Source organism: Tabrizicola sp. BL-A-41-H6 (assembly GCF_050632395.1).
Classification (GTDB): Bacteria; Pseudomonadota; Alphaproteobacteria; order Rhodobacterales; family Rhodobacteraceae; genus JAUYQR01.
This window is the reverse complement of record NZ_CP192600.1, coordinates 2,350,665-2,369,965: the sequence shown is the minus strand read 5'-3', so window position 1 is coordinate 2,369,965 and position 19,301 is coordinate 2,350,665. Positions and strand designations below refer to the sequence as shown.

Annotated in this window: 19 protein-coding genes and 1 tRNA gene; 12 read left to right on the top strand and 8 right to left on the bottom strand. The window is 64.5% G+C overall.

The features are described from left to right. Window positions 1–9: 9 nt before the first annotated feature. A complete protein-coding gene (locus ACROUL_RS11630) occupies window positions 10–636 on the bottom strand; it encodes a DUF6778 family protein (RefSeq protein WP_431299635.1) in 627 nt (208 codons plus the stop codon). Between the two features lie 149 nt (window positions 637–785). Between ACROUL_RS11630 and ACROUL_RS11625 the strand changes: the two genes are divergently transcribed. Both ACROUL_RS11625 and ACROUL_RS11620 read left to right on the top strand, forming a co-directional pair. Then, the gene (locus ACROUL_RS11625; protein WP_431299634.1) at window positions 786–2,168 is read left to right on the top strand and encodes a pyridoxal phosphate-dependent decarboxylase family protein; all 1,383 of its coding nucleotides are present in this window, start codon (window positions 786–788) and stop codon (window positions 2,166–2,168) included. 3 nt (window positions 2,169–2,171) lie between these two features. Then, the gene (locus ACROUL_RS11620; RefSeq protein ID WP_431299633.1) at window positions 2,172–3,059 is read left to right on the top strand and encodes a TPM domain-containing protein; all 888 of its coding nucleotides are present in this window, start codon (window positions 2,172–2,174) and stop codon (window positions 3,057–3,059) included. An 87-nt stretch (window positions 3,060–3,146) separates the two neighbouring features. On the opposite strand, the gene ACROUL_RS11615 is transcribed toward ACROUL_RS11620, so the two are convergent. Together ACROUL_RS11615 and ACROUL_RS11610 are read right to left on the bottom strand one after the other, a co-directional pair. Then, the gene (locus ACROUL_RS11615) at window positions 3,147–3,743 is read right to left on the bottom strand and encodes an outer membrane protein (RefSeq protein ID WP_431299632.1); all 597 of its coding nucleotides are present in this window, start codon (window positions 3,741–3,743) and stop codon (window positions 3,147–3,149) included. Window positions 3,744–3,934: 191 nt separating this feature from the next. Continuing rightward, window positions 3,935–5,737, bottom strand: a complete 1,803-nt coding sequence (locus ACROUL_RS11610; RefSeq protein ID WP_431299631.1) for an ABC-F family ATP-binding cassette domain-containing protein — start codon at window positions 5,735–5,737, stop codon at window positions 3,935–3,937. 73 nt (window positions 5,738–5,810) lie between these two features. Between ACROUL_RS11610 and ACROUL_RS11605 the strand changes: the two genes are divergently transcribed. From ACROUL_RS11605 to ACROUL_RS11560, 10 genes are all read left to right on the top strand, one after another. Next, window positions 5,811–6,971 carry a CaiB/BaiF CoA transferase family protein gene (locus ACROUL_RS11605; RefSeq protein ID WP_431299630.1) on the top strand — a complete coding sequence of 387 codons (1,161 nt, stop codon included), beginning with the start codon at window positions 5,811–5,813 and terminating at the stop codon, window positions 6,969–6,971. Between the two features lie 137 nt (window positions 6,972–7,108). After that, window positions 7,109–7,525, top strand: a complete 417-nt coding sequence (locus tag ACROUL_RS11600; RefSeq protein WP_431299629.1) for a cupin domain-containing protein — start codon at window positions 7,109–7,111, stop codon at window positions 7,523–7,525. Further along, window positions 7,522–9,555 (top strand): ASKHA domain-containing protein, encoded by a 2,034-nt coding sequence (locus tag ACROUL_RS11595; RefSeq protein ID WP_431299628.1) that lies wholly within the window; start codon window positions 7,522–7,524, stop codon window positions 9,553–9,555. The genes ACROUL_RS11600 and ACROUL_RS11595 overlap by 4 nt, the downstream gene beginning before the upstream one ends. Before the next feature lie 125 nt (window positions 9,556–9,680). After that, on the top strand, window positions 9,681–10,781 hold the full coding sequence (locus tag ACROUL_RS11590) for a rhamnan synthesis F family protein (protein ID WP_431299627.1): 1,101 nt from the start codon (window positions 9,681–9,683) through the stop codon (window positions 10,779–10,781). A gap of 55 nt (window positions 10,782–10,836) precedes the next feature. Next, entirely contained in the window at window positions 10,837–11,370 is a 534-nt protein-coding gene (locus ACROUL_RS11585; protein WP_431299626.1) for a sigma-70 family RNA polymerase sigma factor, read from the top strand. Then, window positions 11,367–12,023: an anti-sigma factor gene (locus ACROUL_RS11580; protein ID WP_431299625.1), complete on the top strand. Its 657-nt coding sequence runs from the start codon at window positions 11,367–11,369 to the stop codon at window positions 12,021–12,023. The genes ACROUL_RS11585 and ACROUL_RS11580 overlap by 4 nt, the downstream gene beginning before the upstream one ends. Before the next feature lie 110 nt (window positions 12,024–12,133). Then, the gene (locus tag ACROUL_RS11575) at window positions 12,134–12,679 is read left to right on the top strand and encodes a fasciclin domain-containing protein (protein WP_431299624.1); all 546 of its coding nucleotides are present in this window, start codon (window positions 12,134–12,136) and stop codon (window positions 12,677–12,679) included. Between the two features lie 187 nt (window positions 12,680–12,866). Then, a tRNA-Gly gene (locus ACROUL_RS11570) sits at window positions 12,867–12,940 on the top strand. Between the two features lie 74 nt (window positions 12,941–13,014). Then, on the top strand, window positions 13,015–13,323 hold the full coding sequence (locus ACROUL_RS11565) for a hypothetical protein (RefSeq protein WP_431299623.1): 309 nt from the start codon (window positions 13,015–13,017) through the stop codon (window positions 13,321–13,323). Between the two features lie 64 nt (window positions 13,324–13,387). Then, window positions 13,388–13,741: a RidA family protein gene (locus ACROUL_RS11560; protein WP_431299622.1), complete on the top strand. Its 354-nt coding sequence runs from the start codon at window positions 13,388–13,390 to the stop codon at window positions 13,739–13,741. 61 nt (window positions 13,742–13,802) lie between these two features. Here ACROUL_RS11560 and pgi read toward each other — a convergent pair whose 3' ends face one another. The 5 genes from pgi to ACROUL_RS11535 all read right to left on the bottom strand — a co-directional run bounded on the left by pgi (window position 13,803) and on the right by ACROUL_RS11535 (window position 19,291). Continuing rightward, window positions 13,803–15,401, bottom strand: a complete 1,599-nt coding sequence (gene pgi / locus ACROUL_RS11555) for a glucose-6-phosphate isomerase (RefSeq protein ID WP_431301298.1) — start codon at window positions 15,399–15,401, stop codon at window positions 13,803–13,805. 3 nt (window positions 15,402–15,404) lie between these two features. Further along, complete coding sequence (gene pgl, locus ACROUL_RS11550) at window positions 15,405–16,076, bottom strand: 6-phosphogluconolactonase (RefSeq protein ID WP_431299621.1); 672 nt, start codon at window positions 16,074–16,076, stop codon at window positions 15,405–15,407. After that, complete coding sequence (gene zwf / locus ACROUL_RS11545) at window positions 16,073–17,524, bottom strand: glucose-6-phosphate dehydrogenase (RefSeq protein ID WP_431299620.1); 1,452 nt, start codon at window positions 17,522–17,524, stop codon at window positions 16,073–16,075. Before zwf ends, pgl begins: the two co-directional genes overlap by 4 nt. Window positions 17,525–17,678: 154 nt before the next feature. Further along, window positions 17,679–18,263, bottom strand: a complete 585-nt coding sequence (locus tag ACROUL_RS11540; RefSeq protein ID WP_431299619.1) for an HNH endonuclease — start codon at window positions 18,261–18,263, stop codon at window positions 17,679–17,681. Window positions 18,264–18,502: 239 nt separating this feature from the next. After that, a complete protein-coding gene (locus ACROUL_RS11535; RefSeq protein WP_431299618.1) occupies window positions 18,503–19,291 on the bottom strand; it encodes an FAD binding domain-containing protein in 789 nt (262 codons plus the stop codon). Window positions 19,292–19,301: the final 10 nt, after the last annotated feature.

Genomic DNA, 19,301 nt, shown 5'->3' with positions numbered 1-19,301 from the left:
AAGCGCGGTTCAGTTGCCAGAACGGGTGAAACTGCCGCGCGGATCGGGGCCGATTCCAAGCCAGCCGGCGATGGTGCGGGTGACATGGGCGCTGATCTGCGATTTCTGCGTTTCGCCCCGTTCGCGGGCAGCGCGCATGTCATCGCCTGAAAGGGCGGGGAATTCAGCGTCGATCGGTTCGGGACCGGCGAGGATGGCGCCGGTTTCGGCATCGGTGATCCAGGCGACGAAAGTGATGTTGTGCACGCCGACATTATCGAGCCGGGTTTCGGCCTGCATGGTCAGCGCGTGAAACCGCGTCACGGTGATGTTGAGGTGCACCTTGCGCGCGCCGTTTAGGCCGCTGACCGCGCGTTCGGCGGCGGTGCGGATGATTTCTGCCACCTGGGCGCGGCGGTCGCCGGGCGGATCTTCGCGCCAGACGATATCAGCCTTTGGGAGAATCGTTTTGGCTTCGCTGACGACGAGACCTTCGGGGACAGAGACGCGGACATCCGTCACTGTCCAACCACTCGTCACCTCGGCCGGGATCGGGGCTTCGTACCATGTGCGGAAGGTGCCGCCGCCGATGCAGGCGGTGGTGAGAAGCACGGCGGCGAGCGCGAGGCCAAGCGCAGTGCGGCGCGATATCGACATTGAAAACATCCGTCACAAGGTAATCCTGCGTTTGCGTATAGCGGGCAACAGTTAAGAATCCACTGTAAAATGCCGGACCGCTGCGGGGGGACGCCTTGCTCCCTGCCCCGGTTTGTGGCCATTTGGCGACCTGCCGAGAGGGGGCCCCGATGAACCACGATGATCTTCGCCACTGGTCGAAAGTGGCTGCCGACTGGGCGCATGAGTATCACTCCACCCTGCGCGACCGCCCGGTGCGCGCGCCCTTGGTGCCCGGTGCGATTGCGGGGCAGTTGCCCGCCCTGCCGCCCGAAGAGGCCGAGACGCCGGAGGCGATCTTTGCCGATTTCGCGCGGATCGTGCCGGACGGGATGACGCATTGGCAGCACCCGCGGTTCTTTGCGTATTTTCCCGCCAACGCCTCGCCCGCGTCGATGCTGGCCGAGCAGTTGACCAATGCGATGGCGGCGAATGCGCTGATCTGGCAGACCTCGCCGGCGGCGACCGAGATCGAGCAGGTGATGGTGCGGTGGCTTGGGTCGGCGCTGGGGTTGCCGGAGGGGTTCGTGGGGACGATCCATGACACGGCGACCACTGCGACGCTGTCGGCGGTGCTGACGATGCGCGAGCAGGCGTTGGGGTTTGCCGGGTTGACGGAAGGGTTGTCGGGCGGGCCGGTGCTGCGGTTTTATGCGAGTGCCGAGACGCATTCGTCGGTGGACAAGGCGGTGCGGGTCGCGGGAATCGGGCAACGCAATCTGGTGAAGGTGCCGACGGATGCGGGGTTCTCGATGGACCCTGCGGCGCTGGCGGCGGCGATTGCGGCGGACCGGGCGGCGGGGATGCGGCCTGCGGGCGTGATCTTGTGCGCAGGCGGCACGTCGATCGGGGCGTTCGACCGGATTGCGGAGTGCATTGCGGTGGCGAAGGCGGAGGGGTTGCCGGTGCATGTCGATGCGGCGTGGGCGGGGTCAGCGATGATCTGTCCAGAGTTGCGGCATCTGTGGGCGGGGGTCGAGGGGGCCGACAGCATCGTGATGAACCCGCACAAGTGGCTGGGGGCGCAGTTCGATTGCTCGGTGCAGTTTCTGCGCGATCCGGGGCCGCAGGTGCGCACGCTTGGTCTGCGCCCGACCTATCTGGAGACGGCGGGGCGCGAGGAGATCGTCAATTTCAACGAATGGACGGTGCCGCTGGGGCGGCGGTTCCGGGCGTTGAAGCTGTGGTTCACGCTGCGGGCTTACGGGCTTGCAGGGTTGCGGGAACGGGTGCGCAATCACATCGTCTGGGCGCAGGAAGCGCGCGATGCGCTTGCGCAGTTGCCGGGGATCAACATCGTGACGGAACCGTCGCTGTCGCTGTTCACCTTTGCCGCCGCCACGGATGCCGAAACCGAGGCGCTGCTGGCGCGGATCAACGACGACGGGCGGTTGTACCTGACCCAGACGCGGCATCAGGGGCGCTATGTGATCCGGGTGCAAGTCGGACAGTTTGACTGTACGCGCGATGATGTCATGATGATCGTCAAGGTTATTGCCGATCTGATGGGATAAATCATGCTGCGCGTATTGTTGCTGGGGCTGTTTTTGCCCTGCGTTGGTTTTGCCCAAGAGCTTCCGCAACCACGGACGGACACGGTTTCCGATTTCGCCGATATCCTGACGCCTTCAGCCGAGGCGGACATAGCGGGGCTTATCGAGCGCACGCGCGAGGAGACGGGGGTTCATGTCGTTGTCGCAACGATGGACCGGATTTCCAACTATGGCGGGGGCGGCGCCACGATAACCAGTTATGCCAAGGCGCTGTTCAATGCCTGGGGCGTGGGCACAGCGGGCCGCAATGATGGCATCTTGATCCTTGTCGCAGTCGAGGACCGGGAGGCGCGCATTGCGCTTGGGTCCGCATATGACGCGGTTTACGACGGGCGAGCGCAGCGGGTGATCGACACGGCGATGCTGCCGGAGTTCCGCGAGGGACGGTTCGCGAAGGGCATCCTTGATGGGCTGCAATCTGCGCGCGAGCGGCTGGTGGAGCCGTTCATCGCAGGCAACCCGGTCACTCTGGAAGACGGGTTTCCGCAAGACAACACATGGAATGCGGTTGGCCTTGGCGCGGTGGCCGCAGCGGCGGCGGGCCTGTTCGGGCTGCGGTCCTACCGCAACGGTCGGAAGCGGTGCCCGAAATGCCAGAAGCTGACGCTGAAACGGGTTCGCGACATCGCCAAGGAGCCGACGCCGCAGAGCGAAGGCACCGGGATCGAGCATCTGACCTGCACCAGTTGCGGACATACCGAGCGCCACCCCTTCACCATCCCGATCCGGCGCGAGTCGAACCGGTTTTCGGGCCGCGGTCCGGGGGGGAGTTCGGGCGGATCCTCGGGCGGCAGCAGCGGCGGATTTGGCGGCGGTCGGTCGTCGGGCGGCGGGGCGACGGGGAAGTGGTGACAGGGGTGTCCCGTGCGAATGATCGGGTAGAAATGAAAACGGGCCGAGGCATGTGCCCCGGCCCGATCAGTGATGGTCGTGGCGCGCTTAGAAGCGCAGCGCGACCTTTGCCTTGATGGTCGTGGCATCAATATCAACGCCCGAGCCGTCGAAGTCGTTGAACTGGTGGCCCATCAGTTCGCCACCCACGGTCCAGCTGTCGGTGATCGCGTAGTCGACACCTGCACCAAGAGTATAACCGGTGTCGGACAGGTCTTCGCCGCCGACAGTTGCGTTGGCCTTGGCCATGCCGACGCTGCCGTAGACCAGCGCGCGACCGAGGTCGGCACCGCCGATCAGTTTAAGACGGGCAACGTCATCGAGCGACCCAGCGTCGCCGCCGAGGTCGATGTTGGTCTTGTCCCAGTCGACTTCAGCGCCAGCCACGAACTGACCGAAGTCCCAGCGATAGCCGGCGTGCAGACCACCAAGCTCGCCGTTGCCGCCCAAGCCGTCAGGCGAGGAGCTTACGTCGCCGTAGCCAAGCTGTGCACCGGCGTAGAACCCCGACCAGTCTGCGGAGGGAGCCGCGTAAACCGGAGCGGCCGCGACAACCTCGGGTTCGGTCACGGGGGTTGACATGCCGCCGGCGAAGGCCGGCATTGCCAAGGTTGCCGTGGCAAAAATTGCTGCGATAGTTTTCATAAAGATGCTCCTGTTTTTTGGGGCCACTGCTCGGACGGTTGAACCCGTCCTAGGCGACATGTGTGTAACTGCGGGTCCAAGCGCGCATATTCAACCGATGGAGCCCATTGAAACGGTTCACAAATCCGCGACGGGCGGGTTTTGGCGCATGGAATTGCCGGAACCGGCCAAGTTGCGCCGGTTCCCTGCTGTTAGGTGCGATCAGCGAGTTTCAGCCACTCGCCTTCGGCGGCCTGAAGGGCGGACTGACGGTCTGCGAGAAGCTCACTGGCCTTGGCGAACTTGGCCGGTTCGCGGACGAAGAGATCCGGCGTGCCAAGGAAATCGGTCAGCTTGGCAATCTCGGCCTCGAGCTTTTCGATAATGCCCGGAAGATCGTCGAGGCGCTTTTTTTCGGTGAAGGACAGGCCCACGGTGGCAGGTTTGTCGCCAGGTTTCGGCGCGGCGGGCTTGGCGTTGCCGCGCACCGCCGCTTCAGCCTCAGCGACACCGCGCTGGTTGGCGTAATCGGTCCAGCCACCGGGATAGACGGTGGCCCTGCCCTGCCCTTCCAGCGCCACGGTGGCGGTGGCGAGGCGGTCGATGAAATCGCGGTCGTGGCTGACGAGAAGAACGGTGCCGTCGTAGTCGCCGAGGATGTCTTGCAAGAGGTCGAGGGTTTCGACGTCAAGGTCGTTGGTCGGTTCGTCGAGGATCAGGAGGTTCGAGGGCTTCGCCATCAGGCGGGCAAGAAGGAGGCGGGCTTTTTCGCCGCCCGAAAGGCTGCGCACCGGGGCGCGGGCCTGACGTTCGTCGAAGAGGAAGTCCTTGAGGTAGGCCACCACATGCTTCGGTGTGCCGCGCACCATGACCTGATCGGAGGCGCCGGAGACACGCATCGAGGGGTCGCCGGTCAGGTTGTCCCACAGGGTTGCGTCGGGGTCGAGTTGCGCGCGGGTCTGGTCGAAGACCGCGATCTCGAGGTTGGTGCCGAGTTTGACCTTGCCATCGTCCGGTTCGATTTCGCCGGTGAGCATTTTCAGCAGCGTGGTCTTGCCGACGCCGTTCGGGCCGACGAAGGCGACCCGGTCGCCGCGCAGGACGCGGATGTCGAAGCCGTCGACGATGGTCTTGCCGCCGAAGCGCTTCACCAGGCCCTTGGCGTCGATCACCATCTTGCCCGAGGTCTGACCGCCTTCGAATTCCATCGCGGCCGTGCCTTGGCGGCGGATCTGGCTGGAGCGTTCGTCGCGCAAGACGGCCAGCGCGCGGACGCGGCCCTGATTGCGCTTCCTACGGGCGGAGATGCCTTCGACGGCCCACTTCGCCTCGGCCTTGATCTTGCGGTCAAGCTTGTGGCGGGCCTCGTCCTCCTCGGCCCAGACGGTTTCGCGCCATTCCTCGAAGCCTTCGAAGCCAAGCTCGCGGCGGCGCACCTCGCCCCGGTCGATCCAGAGGGTGGCCTTGGTGAGGGCGCGCAGGAAGGCGCGGTCGTGGGAGATGATGACAAAGGCGGTGCGGGTGGTGGAAAGTTCGGCTTCCAGCCATTCGATGGCCTGGATGTCGAGGTGGTTGGTGGGTTCATCCAGCAGCATCAGTTCAGGCGCTTCGGCCAGCAGTTTGGCCAGCGCGGCGCGGCGGCGTTCGCCACCGGAGGCGGTGGCGACAGGCATGTCGGGGTTGAATTTGAGGCCCTCGGCGACGACGGCAAGCTTGTAGCCCTCGCCCTCAGGGAGTTTGCTGGCGGCGAAGTCACCGAGGGTTTCAAAGCCGGAAAGGTCGGGGTCCTGCTCCATGTAGCCGACGGTCACACCGGGCGAGACGATGCGCTGGCCGCGGTCGGGTTCGACCAAGCCGGCCATCACCTTCATCAAGGTGGACTTGCCCGAGCCGTTGCGGCCGACGAGGGCCACCCGGTCGCCGGGCTGGATTACGAGGGACAGCCCGTCGAACACGGGGTTGCCGCCGAAGGTGAGGGAAATGTCGGAGAGTTGCAGAAGGGGTGCGCGTGCCATGCGGGCGAGGTAGAGAGGGAATTGATCCGCGTCAACGTCTGGCGGCTTGCAAGCTGCAAGGAATGGCGCGGAAATGATGGAGCAACGCATGGCGCCGCTGACGGGAATTATCGTTTTGGACCTGACGCATGTGTTGGCGGGGCCGTATTGCAGCCAGTCGCTGGGCGACCTTGGCGCGCGCGTCATCAAGGTGGAGCGGCCGGGAACGGGCGATGACACGCGGCAATACCCGCCCTTCGTGCAAGGCGAGAGCGCGTATTTTGCGACGCTGAATGCGGGCAAGCAGTCGATCGCGCTGGATTTGAAAGCAGAGGCTGACCGCAGCATCTTTGAGCGGCTGGTAGCGCGGGCGGATGTGCTGCTGGAAAACTATCGGCCAGGGGTGATGGCGCGGTTGGGCTATGGCTGGGACAGTCTGCACGCGCGACACCCTCGGCTGATCTATGGCGCGGTGTCGGGGTTCGGGCAGACCGGGCCGGATGCCCAGAAACCCGCCTATGACATGGTGGTGCAGGCGCGCGGCGGGGTGATGTCGATCACCGGCGAAGCGGGCGGGCCGCCGGTCAGGGTTGGCGCATCCATCGGGGATATCGTGGCGGGGATGTTTCTGGCGCAAGGCGTGCTGGCCGCACTTTATGACCGCGAGCGGACGGGGTTGGGTGCGATGGTCGATGTGGGGATGCTGGATGCACAACTGGCCATTCAGGAACATTCCGTAGCCTTGACCAGCGCCACGGGAGTGCCGCCCGGTCCAACGGGCGCGCGGCATCCCACGATCACGCCGTTTTCAACGTTTCGCGCGGCGGACGGGTTCGTGGTGATCGCTGCGGGCAATGATGCGATGTTTGGCAAGCTGTGCGGGGTCTTGGGGCTGACGCTGGCTGATGACCCGCGCTTTGCGACGAATGCGGCGCGCTGCGACAATAACGCGCTTTTGAAGCGGTTGATCGAGGCGGTGACACTGGGAGGGCCGGTGGCGCACTGGATCGCCGTTCTGGAAGCGGCGGGCTTGCCGACAGGTCGGGTGCAGAACATGGCGGAGGTGTTGCGCGACCCGCAGCTTCTGGCGCGCCACATGGTAATGCCGGTCACACCCCGGCCCGGTGGGCCGGCGTTCACCGCCACCGGCAACCCGATCAAGATGTCGACGCTGCCGGAGCCTGCGGCGCTGGGCCCTGCCCCGGCGCTGGATGGTGACAGGACGGCGATTCTGGAGTGGCTGGATCAAGGCTGAGGTCTGCAGGACCCCGGTAACCCGGCCTTGTGCGACTAAGATGATGCCGCACCGCTTCGTCAGGTGACGGAATGGCGCTGCCACCTGCCGCATTCTGCCATTGCAGCAGGCCCCGCCCGGTCTAGAACCAGATCAGCATGACGGCAGAGGCCACCATACGCATCGACGCACAGGATTGCGTGCCTGCGCGCTGGGATGATCCGGCGCGCGGCACGTTGTCGTGGCGAACGCTGATTTCGGGTGGGGTGACGCCGACCTCGGGTCTGGTGTGCGGCGTGGCTGAAATGCAGCCGGGGCAGACCTTTGCTCAACACCGCCACGCCGAGCCCGAAGTCTATTTCGGGCTGGACGGTGAGGGCAGCGTGATCATCGACGGTGTGGCGCATCAGCTTGCACCGGGGGTGGCGCTTTACATTCCTTCGATGGCCGAACATGGCGTGCCGATGGTGACACAGCCCCTCCGATGGTTCTACACCTTCGCCCGCGACAGCTTTGACCAGATAACCTACCACTTTACCCATGAGGACCCCGAAGCGGGGCAAAGGCCGGAATGACCGACGCACTTGTGATCTTCACGCCCTCGGGCAAACGGGGGCGGTTTGCCGTGGGCACGCCTGTGCTGACGGCGGCGCGGCAGTTGGGGGTGGACCTTGATTCAGTCTGTGGCGGGCGGGGGATCTGTTCCAAGTGCCAGATCACGCCGGGGTATGGCGATTTTTCCAAGCACGGTGTCACGGTCGCCGATGATGCGCTGTCAGAATGGAACGCGGTCGAGGATCGCTACAAGCGCATCCGCGGGCTGATCGACGGGCGGCGGCTTGGCTGTCAGGCCAAGGTAATGGGCGACGTAGTGATCGACGTGCCGCCGGAAAGCCAGGTGCACAAGCAGGTGATCCGCAAGTCGGCGACCGAGCGTGTGATCGCGATGGACCCCGCGACGCGGGCGCTTTACGTCGAGGTGGCCGAGCCTGACATGCACGAACCCACCGGGGATTTCGAGCGGTTGGCGATTGCGCTGCGCGATCAGTGGCAGGTCGAGGATGTGGCCTGTGATCTTGGGCTGATGCGGCGGTTGCAGCCGGTGTTGCGCAAGGGCGAGTGGAAGGTCACGGTCGTTCTGCACAAGGGCAACCACGACGCGCGGCCGCGGATTCTGGACATTTTCCCCGGGTTCAACGAGGGGCCGCTGCATGGGCTGGCGATCGACCTTGGGTCGACGACCATCGCTGCGCATTTGTGCGATCTGGCGGATGGGCGGGTGCTGGCATCCAGTGGCGTGATGAACCCGCAGATCCGGTTCGGCGAAGACCTGATGAGCCGGGTTTCCTATGCGATGATGAACCCCGGTGGCGATGTGGAGATGACCCGCGCCGTGCGCGAGGCGATCAACACGCTGGCGGGGGCTTTGGCGGTTGAGGCGGGGGTGACGGCGGCGTCGATCTACGAGACGGTGTTTGTCTGCAACCCGGTGATGCACCATTTGCTGTTGGGGATCGACCCGGTGGAATTGGGTCAGGCGCCGTTTGCGCTGGCGACCTCGGGGTCGCTTTCCCTGGATGCGCGGGATCTGGATCTGTCGGTAATCAACGCCTCGGCTCGGGTCTATATCCTGCCGTGCATTGCGGGGCATGTGGGGGCGGATGCGGCGGCGGTGGCCCTGTCGGAGGAGCCGGGCAAATCGGACGACATGGTGCTGATCGTCGATGTGGGGACGAACGCGGAGATCTTGCTGGGGAACAAGACGCGGGTGCTGGCCTGTTCGTCGCCGACCGGGCCGGCGTTCGAGGGCGCGCAGATCAGTTCGGGGCAGCGCGCGGCGCCGGGTGCGATCGAGCGGGTGGAGATTGATCCCGCGACCAAGGAGCCGCGGTTCAAGGTGATCGGGTCGGACCTTTGGTCGACCGATCCGGGGTTTTCGGCGGCGACGGCGTCGACGGGTGTCACGGGCATCTGCGGATCGGGCATCATCGAAGCGGTCGCAGAGATGCGGATGGCGGGGCTGGTCGATCAGGGTGGCCTGATCGGCGGGCCGGAGCAGACCGGGACGCCCCGCAGCATCAGCACCGGGCGGACGCATGATTATGTGCTTCACGATGGTACGGCGGAAGGTGGGCCGCTGATTACGGTGACACAAGGTGACATTCGCGCGATCCAGTTGGCGAAGGCAGCACTTTATGCCGGGGCCAAGCTCCTCATGGACGAGATGGGCGTGGAGACGGTGGACCGTGTCACGCTGGCGGGCGCGTTCGGCGCGCATATCAGCCCCAAGCACGCGATGGTGCTGGGGATGATTCCGGATGTGAAGCTGGACAAGGTGGTATCAGCGGGCAACGCGGCGGGCACCGGCGCGCGGATCGCGCTGTGCAACGTCGCGTCGCGGGACGCCATCGAGGCCACGGTGCATGACATACACAAGGTCGAAACCGCGATCGAGCCGCGCTTTCAGGAGCATTTCGTCAACGCGAGTGCCATCCCGAACGCGGTGGATACCTTCCCGGAGTTGAGCCAGATCGTCACCCTGCCGGATGTGAGTTTCAATACATCGGGTTCGGGTGGTGACCGGGGTCGCAGGCGGCGGGGGTGACAGGGGCGTTGACAGCGTGAGACCTGCGCGCAACATAGCCAAACCTCGGCAGGAAAAGCATGGCAGAACAACGCTCAATCTTACGACGCCTTGCGGGCCGGACCGTTTGGGAAGCGCGCAAGGTCATGAACCTGCCGCAAGCGTTTCGCGAGGCGTTTCTGGATACCCGCCTTCATGACTTGCAGACCCGGCTCGGACGACTGACCCAGACGCCAGGGCATGTGGGCAAGGGTTCCCGCGTTGCGATATACGTGATGTTTCCGACCCGCGGCTTTTTGGAAAGCCACGCCATCGCCTTGCGAAACCTCGCGGCCAAGGGGTACGCGCCGCTGGTCGTGACCAACGCCCCACTTACGGCAGAAGCCCGCGAGATTGTCCTGTCGCTATGCTGGTCACTGATTGAACGCCAGAACTTCGGGTATGATTTCGGAGGCTACCGGGCGGCAATACTGGCGCTGGGAAAGACGCTGTCAGAGTTGGACCGCCTGGTGCTGATGAATGATTCAGTCTGGTATCCGCTGCCGGGCGGTCGTGACTGGCTGGATGATGTCGACGGAATGACGGTCGATTTTCTCGGCACTGTGTCCAACGAAGGGGTCGGGCATGTGGAATTGGAAGAATTCCGCCAGATGACATGGCACTACGACATGCGCCGGACCTATTTCCATTATTGCTCGTTCGGGCTGGCCTTTGGTCCGGCGGTGTTGCGCGATCCGAACTTCGTGGTGTTCTGGCGAAAATTCCGGCTAACCAACAACAAATTCCGGACCATCAGGCGTGGCGAGGTGGGGTTGTCGCAGTTCCTCATGGCGCGCGGCTACTCTCATTGCGACATCATGGGCGTAGCGGAGTTCGGCCGTGAGGTGGCTGAAATGGAAGAGAGCACATTGGCAGACTGGATCGAGAAACTGGTTATTCCGGAAGACGACCGGCTGGCCACGCTCGGCCATGAGGTGATGGCTCGCCGCGGATCGCCGGAATGGGAGACCGAGGCGCGGGCTTTTCTGATGCTGGCTGCCGCTCGTACCGGCATGGCATATGCCTTGCCTGCCTATGCACTGGCCGTTAAGGGCCATGTCATGTTGAAGAAATCGCCTTTGAAACTGAGTGCCGAAGGCGCGCGCCGAACATTGGCGTTTCTGGCTTCGCTCACCGGCCCCGGCGCCGACACGTACCTTGCCGAAGCGAAAGTTGCCGCAGCCGAGCGACCGGACCCTCTGCAATGAGGATGCGCGCAGCCTTGCGGATTGAGAGCGCGGCCGACCTCAATCGGTCAATGTGATGACCGACGATCCGATAGCAAACCACATCGCGAATTGCGCCGCCGGGGACCGGGCGGCGTTTCGCGCGCTTTATCGGGACAGTTCCGCGAAACTCATGGGCGTGCTCCTCCGTATCTTGGGGGAACGGTCTGAGGCGGAGGATGCCTTGCAAGAGGTCTACACACGGGTCTGGACGCGCGCGGGGCGGTTTGACGCCACGAAAGGCCGGGGCATGACTTGGCTGATCGCGATTGCGCGCAATCTGGCGATCGACCGCTTGCGGAGCCGTCCGGCGGCAGCAAGCGACGACGGGTTGGATATGGTGCAGGACAGCACACCACGGGCCGAGGCCCGGCTGATTGCGCAAGGCGAAGCGCGGCGGGTGACGGATTGCTTTGCGACGCTGGAACCGGATCGGGCGGCGGCAGTGAAGGGCGCGTATCTTGATGGGCTGTCCTATGACGATCTGGCCGCGCGCTACGGTGTGCCACTGAACACGATGCGGACATGGCTGCGCCGCAGCCTTTTGAAATTGAAGGAGTGTCTGGAATGACCGACGCGCCTTTGACCCCCGAAGACGATGACGACGCACTGGCCGGTGAATACGTGCTGGGTGTGCTGGACATGGCCGACCGCAGCGCGGTCGAGGCCCGGATGAAGGCTGACGCGGTCTTTGCCGCGCGCGTCACGGCATGGGAACGGCGGCTGTCGCCGTTGGACGACGAGACGCCGGAGGCTGCGGCGCCCGACCTTATGCCACAGATTGAGGCGCGTATCTTTGGCAAGGAGCGCCGCCCGCGCCATTGGCTTGCGTGGATATCGCTTGGTCTGTCTGGCGCGATTGCGGCGGGGTTGATCTTTGCCGTGGTGTTCATGGTGCCACCGACGCCACAGGTCGTGGCGGTTCTGGCGACCAAGGATGCGGGCCTCAGCTACCGGCTGACGCAGGTCGGCGAGCAGCTTACGGTGACACGCGTGGCCGGCACGCCGGCGCCTGCGGGACAGGTGCATCAGTTGTGGATCATAGCACCCGGAGCATCACCGGTGTCGCTGGGTCTGCTGGGTGACGAGGCGCTGGTCGTGGATTATCCGAAGCCACCGGCGGGCTGGATGTTTGCGGTGTCGGTCGAGCCTGAAGGCGGTTCGCCGAGCGGCCTGCCGACCGGGCCGGTGATCCTGGCCGCACCGGTCACGAGCGATACCTGATCACGAAAGCGTGAGGCTTGCCGAGGTCTGAAACTTCCCCGGGCAAGGCTCCGTAACTCCGGGTGTGCGGCGGGATTGGCCCGCCCTGACCAAAACCCGGAGTGACCCTGATGAAAGCTTTCCACCTTGCCACCGCGATCCTTGCCCTGTCGACCGGCATGGCGCTGGCTGAAAATCCGATGGTCGGCGGTGCCGCCATGTATGAAGACAAGAACATCGTTGAAAACGCAGTGAATTCTGCCGACCACACCACGCTGGTTGCCGCCGTGCAGGCCGCCGGTCTGGTGGAAACGCTGTCGGGCGCTGGCCCGTTCACCGTGTTCGCACCGACCAACGAAGCCTTCGCCAAGCTGCCCGCCGGCACGGTTGAAACTCTGCTGAAGCCTGAAAACAAGGACCAGTTGACCAAGATCCTGACCTGCCACGTGGTCGGCAAGGCCGTGATGGCCGAGGCGCTGAACGGCATGATCAAGGACGATGGCGGCAAGCATCCGGTGCCGACGCTGGGCGGCTGCACGCTGCAGGCGACCTATGAAGGTGACATGATCAAGTTGACGGACGAGCAGGGCAACGTGGCTTCGGTCACCATCGCCGACGTCAAGCAGTCGAACGGCGTGATCCATGTGATCGACACAGTGATGCTGCCCGCGATGTGATTTCGGACCCCTGCTCTACGGCTTCCCGCGCCGCGTCACTCGGCCGGGTGGTGGGGCAGGAACGAAGCGGCAGCGGGCCCAAGACCATGTCCCCGGTCAACGCCCGCTGCCGTGATGCTGCCCCGCGCCGTTCCCCACGCCTTACCGGCTTGACGGGACGGCGCGGCTGTCTTACCTCAGGCAACACGCGGGTGTAGCTCAATGGTAGAGCAGAAGCTTCCCAAGCTTACGACGAGGGTTCGATTCCCTTCACCCGCTCCATCCTTTGCAACCGGACAGTTGACAGTCGAGTTTCAGGCCCTAGCCTGCGGCAAGATCACAACCGGAGTGCGCCGATGACCCGCCTTGCCCCATTGTTTCTTTTGCCGATGCTGATGGCCGCCTGTGCAAATGACGCGCCGCCGGTCGAGCCCTATGCCTTTGTCGGGCAGTGGGTTTGTGGGGCCAAAGTGATGACCTTTACCGACACGACCTATGACAGCGGCGGCGGGCCGATCCCGATCCGTTCGGTGACGCGGGACGGGAGGAATTATACGCTGACCTTCGACAAGGGATACCTGATCGCGCTGGTGGCAGTGACGCAAACCGGCCTGACCTGGGTGTCGGGCAAGACCGGCGACCAGTTCAACTGCCGCAAGCTGTAACAGGCGGCTTCCGTTCGGCGCGGCAAACCGCTAGCACCGGGTCCAGCAACAAGGGGAGCGTTTCATGAACACAGATATCACCCGCCACGGCATCGGCGCACGCATGTCAGAGGCCGTGGCTTACAACGGCATCCTTTGGGTTGCCGGTCAGGTCGGCACACCGGGCGCGTCCGTTACGGAACAAACGCGTGCCTGCCTGCTGGAAGTGGACCGGATTCTGGCGCAGGCCGGGACCGACAAGACGCGCATACTTTCGGCGCAGATCTGGCTCGCCGACATGGCGAGCTTTGCCGAGATGAACGCGGTCTGGGATGCCTGGGTGCCGCAGGGCCACACGCCGGCCCGCGCGACGGGCGAAGCAAAGCTGGCTACGCCGGATTATCTGGTGGAAGTGATCGTCACCGCCGCGCTGCGGTGAGTGCGGAAGCGGGGGGCAAACCCCCGCAGCCCCCCAGTGGGAGATTTCCGGAAGTTGAAGTTCAGGCGCGCAGGAAGTTGACCAGCGCGGCAGTCGAGCCATCCTTGCCATCAGTGTCAGCGGTGCCTTCAAGCACCGGCTGCAGGGCGAGCGCCAGTTCCTTGCCCAATTCAACGCCCCATTGATCGAAGGAATTTAGGCCGAGGATCACGCCTTCGACGAAAACGCGGTGTTCGTAAAGCGCGATGATCTGGCCAAGGACGAAGGGGGTGAGCTGGTCGTAGGCGAGCACCGTCGAGGGGCGGTTGCCGGGGAAGACGCGGTGGCGGGCCTGTTTTTCCAGTTCTGCCCCGGTCAGGCCCTTTTTCGCCATGATGGCGCGCGCCTCGTCAAGGCTGCGACCGCGCAGAAGCGCTTCGGCTTGCGCAAGGCAGTTTGACACCAGAAGGAGGTGCTGGTGTGCGAGGTCGGGTTCATGGCCGCGCCGGGCGACGAGGAATTCGCACGGAACGGTGCGGGTGCCCTGGTGGATCAGTTGGTAGAAGGCGTGCTGGCCGTTGGTGCCGGGTTCGCCCCAGACCACGGGACCGGAATGGGTTTCAAGGTCGGAGCCGTCGATGGCGACGCGCTTGCCGTTTGATTCCATCTCCAACTGCTGGAGGTAAGCCGGGAGGCGCGAGAGGCGCTGGTCGTAGGGCAGGACGGCGCGGGTGGTGTGGCCGCAAAGCTGGTTGTGCCAGATGCCGGTGAGGGCGAGCATCACGGGCATGTTCTGCGAGAAGGGAGCCGTAAGGAAGTGATCGTCCATCGCGCGGCCACCGGCAAGGAACTGGTCGAACGCCTCGGGGCCGATGGCGATCATCAGGGCAAGACCGATCGGCCCCCACATCGAATAGCGCCCGCCGACCCAATCTTCGAAGCCGAAAACGCGTGCCGGATCAATGCCGTAGGCGGCGGTCTTGTCACCGGCGGTGGAAACAGCGGCGAACTGGGCGGCGGGGTTTGCAACCTTTTGCGCCATCCAGCGCTTGGCGGTGTCGGCGTTGGTCATCGTCTCGATCGTGGTGAAGGTCTTGGAGGCGACGATGACGAGAGTGGTCGCGGGGTCGAGGCCGCGCAGGGTGTCGTGGATATGCGCGCCATCGACGTTGGAGACGAAATGGCAGCGCGGGCCATCGTGGAAGGGAGCGAGCGCGAGGGTCGCCATCGCGGGGCCAAGGTCGGAACCGCCGATGCCGATGTTGACGACATCGGTGATGGGGCCGCCCTGCCCCGCGTAAGCGCCTGAGCGCACGTCGCGGGCGAAGGCGGCGCATGCGGCGCGGATGCGGCGCACATCGGGCATGACATCGCGGCCATCGACCTTGATCACCGCATCATCGCCGGCACGGAGGGCGACGTGCAGGACGGCGCGTCCTTCGGTCAGGTTGATCTTTTCGCCGGCAAACATCGCCGTGCGCTTCTCGGCCACGCCGGAGCCTTCGGTCAGGGCGATCAGCGCGGCGCGGGTTTCGGTGTCGATGTTGGTCTTGGAATAGTCGAAGAGCATCCCGTCGGCGCGGACCGAGAAATCGGCGGCGCGGGTGGCGTCAAAGAGATCGAGGATCGGCCGGTCAGCAACGGCGGCGTACTTTGCCTGCAAAGGTGCCCATTTGGTCATCATTCACTCCGCCCAGTGCACGGTTGCGTTGTCGAGAACGGCGCGGACCGGCGCCTCGGCTACCGGCAAGGACTGCGCGCGTTCGAGGGCGTCGCGCTTGTCCTGCCCGGTGATCAGGATGTGGATGTTGAAGGCAGCCTTCAGAACAGGGGCCGTCAGGGTGATGCGTGGCTCGCCGGCGGCTTCGGCACGTAGCGCCATTAGTGGCGGGGCCGAAGCGGACAGCGCCTCGTCCAGACGGTCTGCGCCGGGGAACAAGCTGGCGGTGTGCATGTCGGCCCCCATCCCGAGAAGTAGGACCGAGATCGGCAGGTGCGGCAGGATGCCGTCGGAGAGCGCGTCGAGTGCAGCCTCGGGCGCATCCGCCTCGGTATAAAGCGGCACGAGGTTGGCCTTGGCGGCGCGGTTGCGCAGCAGGCGGCGGCGGACGAGCGCGGTGTTGGAGCGATCGGATGTTTCCGGCACCCAGCGTTCGTCGTTCAGGATGATGGCGACATTGGCCCAATCGAGATCGACGCCAGACAGGGTGTCGAAGATCGGCCCTGGCGTGGTGCCACCCGGTACTGACAGCGTGGCACGGCCATCGCGGCGCAGGAAATCGCCAAGCTGGCCGGCGATCTTGTCGGCAACCGAGAGCATCATCAGCTCCCGGTCCGGGTAGGTTTGCAGATTCATTCCTTGATCTCCCGCCAGCGCCGCCCATCGCGGTGCATCAGCATCAACGCATCTTCCGGGCCGGACGATCCGGGGTCGTAGCTTTGCGGACGGTCGCCGCGGGATTCCCAACCTTCGATGATCGGGTCGGTCCAGGCCCAGGCGGCCTCGACCTCGTCGCCGCGCATGAACAGGGTCTGGTTGCCGCGGATCACGTCCATGATGAGTCTTTCGTAGGCATCGGGCACATCTTCACCGTCGTCGATGGCGTCGGCGAAGGACATGTCCAAGGGCACCTGCATCAGGCGCATGCCGCCCGGCCCCGGTTCTTTGATCATCACCATCAGGTTCATGCCTTCGTTCGGCTGAAGCCGGATCACCAGCACGTTTTCGTGCCAGCCCTTGGCATCGTCGAAGATCGCGTGGGGCGGCTGCTTGAAGGTGATGGCGATTTCCGAAGCGCGGGCGCGCAGGCGCTTGCCGGTCCGCAGGTAGAAGGGAACCCCCTGCCAGCGCCAGTTCGAGACATGCACCTTGAGCGCGATGTAGCTTTCGGTGCGCGAGGCCGGATTTTCGGAATGCTCCAGATAACCCCTTTCACTACCGCCCGCAGCGTATTGGCCGCGAACGATATTTTCCGGTGGAACAGGTTTCAGCGCGCGTATCACCTTCAACTTTTCGTCGCGCACGGCATCGGGGTCGAAGTGATAGGGAGGCTCCATCGCAATGAGGCAGAGAAGCTGCATCATGTGATTCTGGACCATGTCCCGCATGGCGCCGGACTTGTCGTAATAGGCACCGCGGCCGCTGACGCCGACAGTTTCGGCCACCGTTATCTGGACGTGGTCGATGTATTCGGCCTTCCACAAGGGTTCGAACAGGATGTTGGCAAAGCGGACCGCCATCAGGTTCTGGACGGTTTCCTTGCCGAGGTAATGGTCGATCCGGTAGATCTGGGCTTCAGTGAAATGCTGGGCCAGCACCTGGTTCAGGGCGCGGGCCGAGGCGAGATCGCGGCCGAAGGGCTTTTCGACGACGATCCGGCTCCAGGCGTCGGCGATACCATGGTCGTGCAGGCGCGAGGCGATGTCACCGAAAAGGCTGGGCGCGACGGAAAAGTAGAACGCGCGCACCACGTTGTCGCGCATCATGCCTTTCAGCTTTGCCCAGCCGCTGGTGCCGGTCGCATCGATCGCGACGTAGTGGATGCGGGCGACGAAGGCGTCGATCACCGTGGCATCCTGACGAGCCTTGGGGGCGAATTCGGCGATGGCCGAGCGCACCTGATCGCGGAAGGCATCTTCGGTCAGGTCGGCGCGCGCTGCGCCGATGATGCGACTGTCGGCGGGCATCTGGCCGGCCATGAAGCGACGGTAGAGACCGGGCAGAATCTTGCGGCGGGCAAGGTCGCCGGTGCCACCGAAAATCACAAGGTCGAAGACATCCACCGGAATGACGCGCGAAACCATGATTGTCCTTTCGACGGCAGACTGCAGGGCGGGCGCCCGTTAGCGCTAACGGCGTCGTTTTAACCCGCTGTGCGCCTGCTGTCTAGCACCCCCGCTGTCAGGATCAAAGCGCTGTGGCCACGGATTGGCGGTGGATTGTCCGAAGGTCTGCGGCTTACGCCTCAAGCTCGGCGTCCCAGTAGAGGTAATCCATCCAGCTTTCGTGCAGGTGGTTTGGCGGAAAGCGGCGTCCGTGGACCTGCATCTCTTCGGCCGAAGGGGCGCGGGGGGCGCGGGCAAGATGCAGCCCCGACTGGCGCAACGTGCGCGAGCCTTTGCGCAGGTTGCAGGGGCTGCAGGCGGCGACGACGTTTTCCCATGAGGTGATGCCGCCCTTGGAGCGGGGCAGGACGTGGTCGAAGGTCAGATCACCGCGCGCACCACAGTATTGGCAGCAGAATTCATCGCGCAGAAAAAGATTGAAGCGCGTGAATGCCACGCGCTTCTGGGGTTTGACGTAATCCTTCAGCACGACGACCGAAGGTATGCGGAACACTTGTCGCTGGCTGTGCACCACCTCGTCGTATTCCGCAACGATCTGCACGCGGTCGAGGACGGCAGCCTTGATCGCCTCTTGCCACGGCCAGAGGCTGAGCGGGTAGTAGGAGAGTGGGCGGTAATCCGCGTTCAGCACCAAAGCGGGATGGTGCTTCAGCGCGGCAGGGTCGCGCACAAACTGGGTTCTGAAATCGCCGTCCATTCCGTTAGAGACTCCGCGCTTTGCCCGTCGCCGTCTGGCTTCGGGGCGGGGAGCCCCCGCCCCGACAGCGAAAACTATATCTGGCGTTTTGCCCTATGCAACCCCCCAAGCACCGGTTTGGTTGCGCGGGGTGTTCACCCTTCTGCGATGCCGAAAATGCGTGACGTGCGTATGACAGCGGACGGAATACAAGAAGGCCCCGGCGCGAACCGGGGCCTTCTTTTCGTTCGGTGGTAAACTCAGGCAGCGGCGGTGACCGCCCTTCCGGTCAGCACCTTGACCAGATTGGCGCGGTACGCCGGCGTGCCATGCAGGTCGCTGATCATGTCGGCGTCATCGACCGTCAGGCCCGCGATGGCGCTGGCCGCGAAGTTGGCCGACAGCGCCGCTTCGGCGTCGTGCCAGCGGAAGACGCCGTTGTTCGATGCCCCCGTGGCCGCCACCCGCACACCGCCTGCGTATTTCGCGACGAAGACGCCGGTCAGGGCAAAGCGGCTGGCCGGTTGATTGAACTTCACATAGGCCGCCTTTTCCGGGATCGGAAAGACGACCGAAGTGATGATCTCGCCCTCTTCCAGTGCGGTGGAGAACATGCCCTGGAAGTAGTCATCGGCCGCGATCTTCCGGCGGTTGGTGACGATGGTGGCGCCGGATGCAAGTGCCGCCGAGGGGTAGCAGGCGGCGGGGTCGTTGTTGGCAAGGCTGCCGCCGATGGTGCCTTTGTTGCGCACCGCCGGATCACCGATGCCGCCCGCGAGATGGGCGAGCGCGGGATAGTATTTCGCCGCTTCGCGCGCCACGACGGCATGGGGCGTGGCCCCGCCGACGTGAAGGCCGCCGTCGCCCATGCAGACGCCCTGCATGTCCGCGATCCCGGTCAGGCTGACCAGAACCGTGGGGTCGGCAAGGCGCTGCTTCATGGTGGCAATCAGGGTTTGCCCGCCGCCAAGCGCCTGCGCGCCTTCGGTGGAAAGTGCGGCGACCGCATCGGCAACAGAGGCCGGTTTCACGAAATCGAAGTTGTGCATTGTCCGTCCT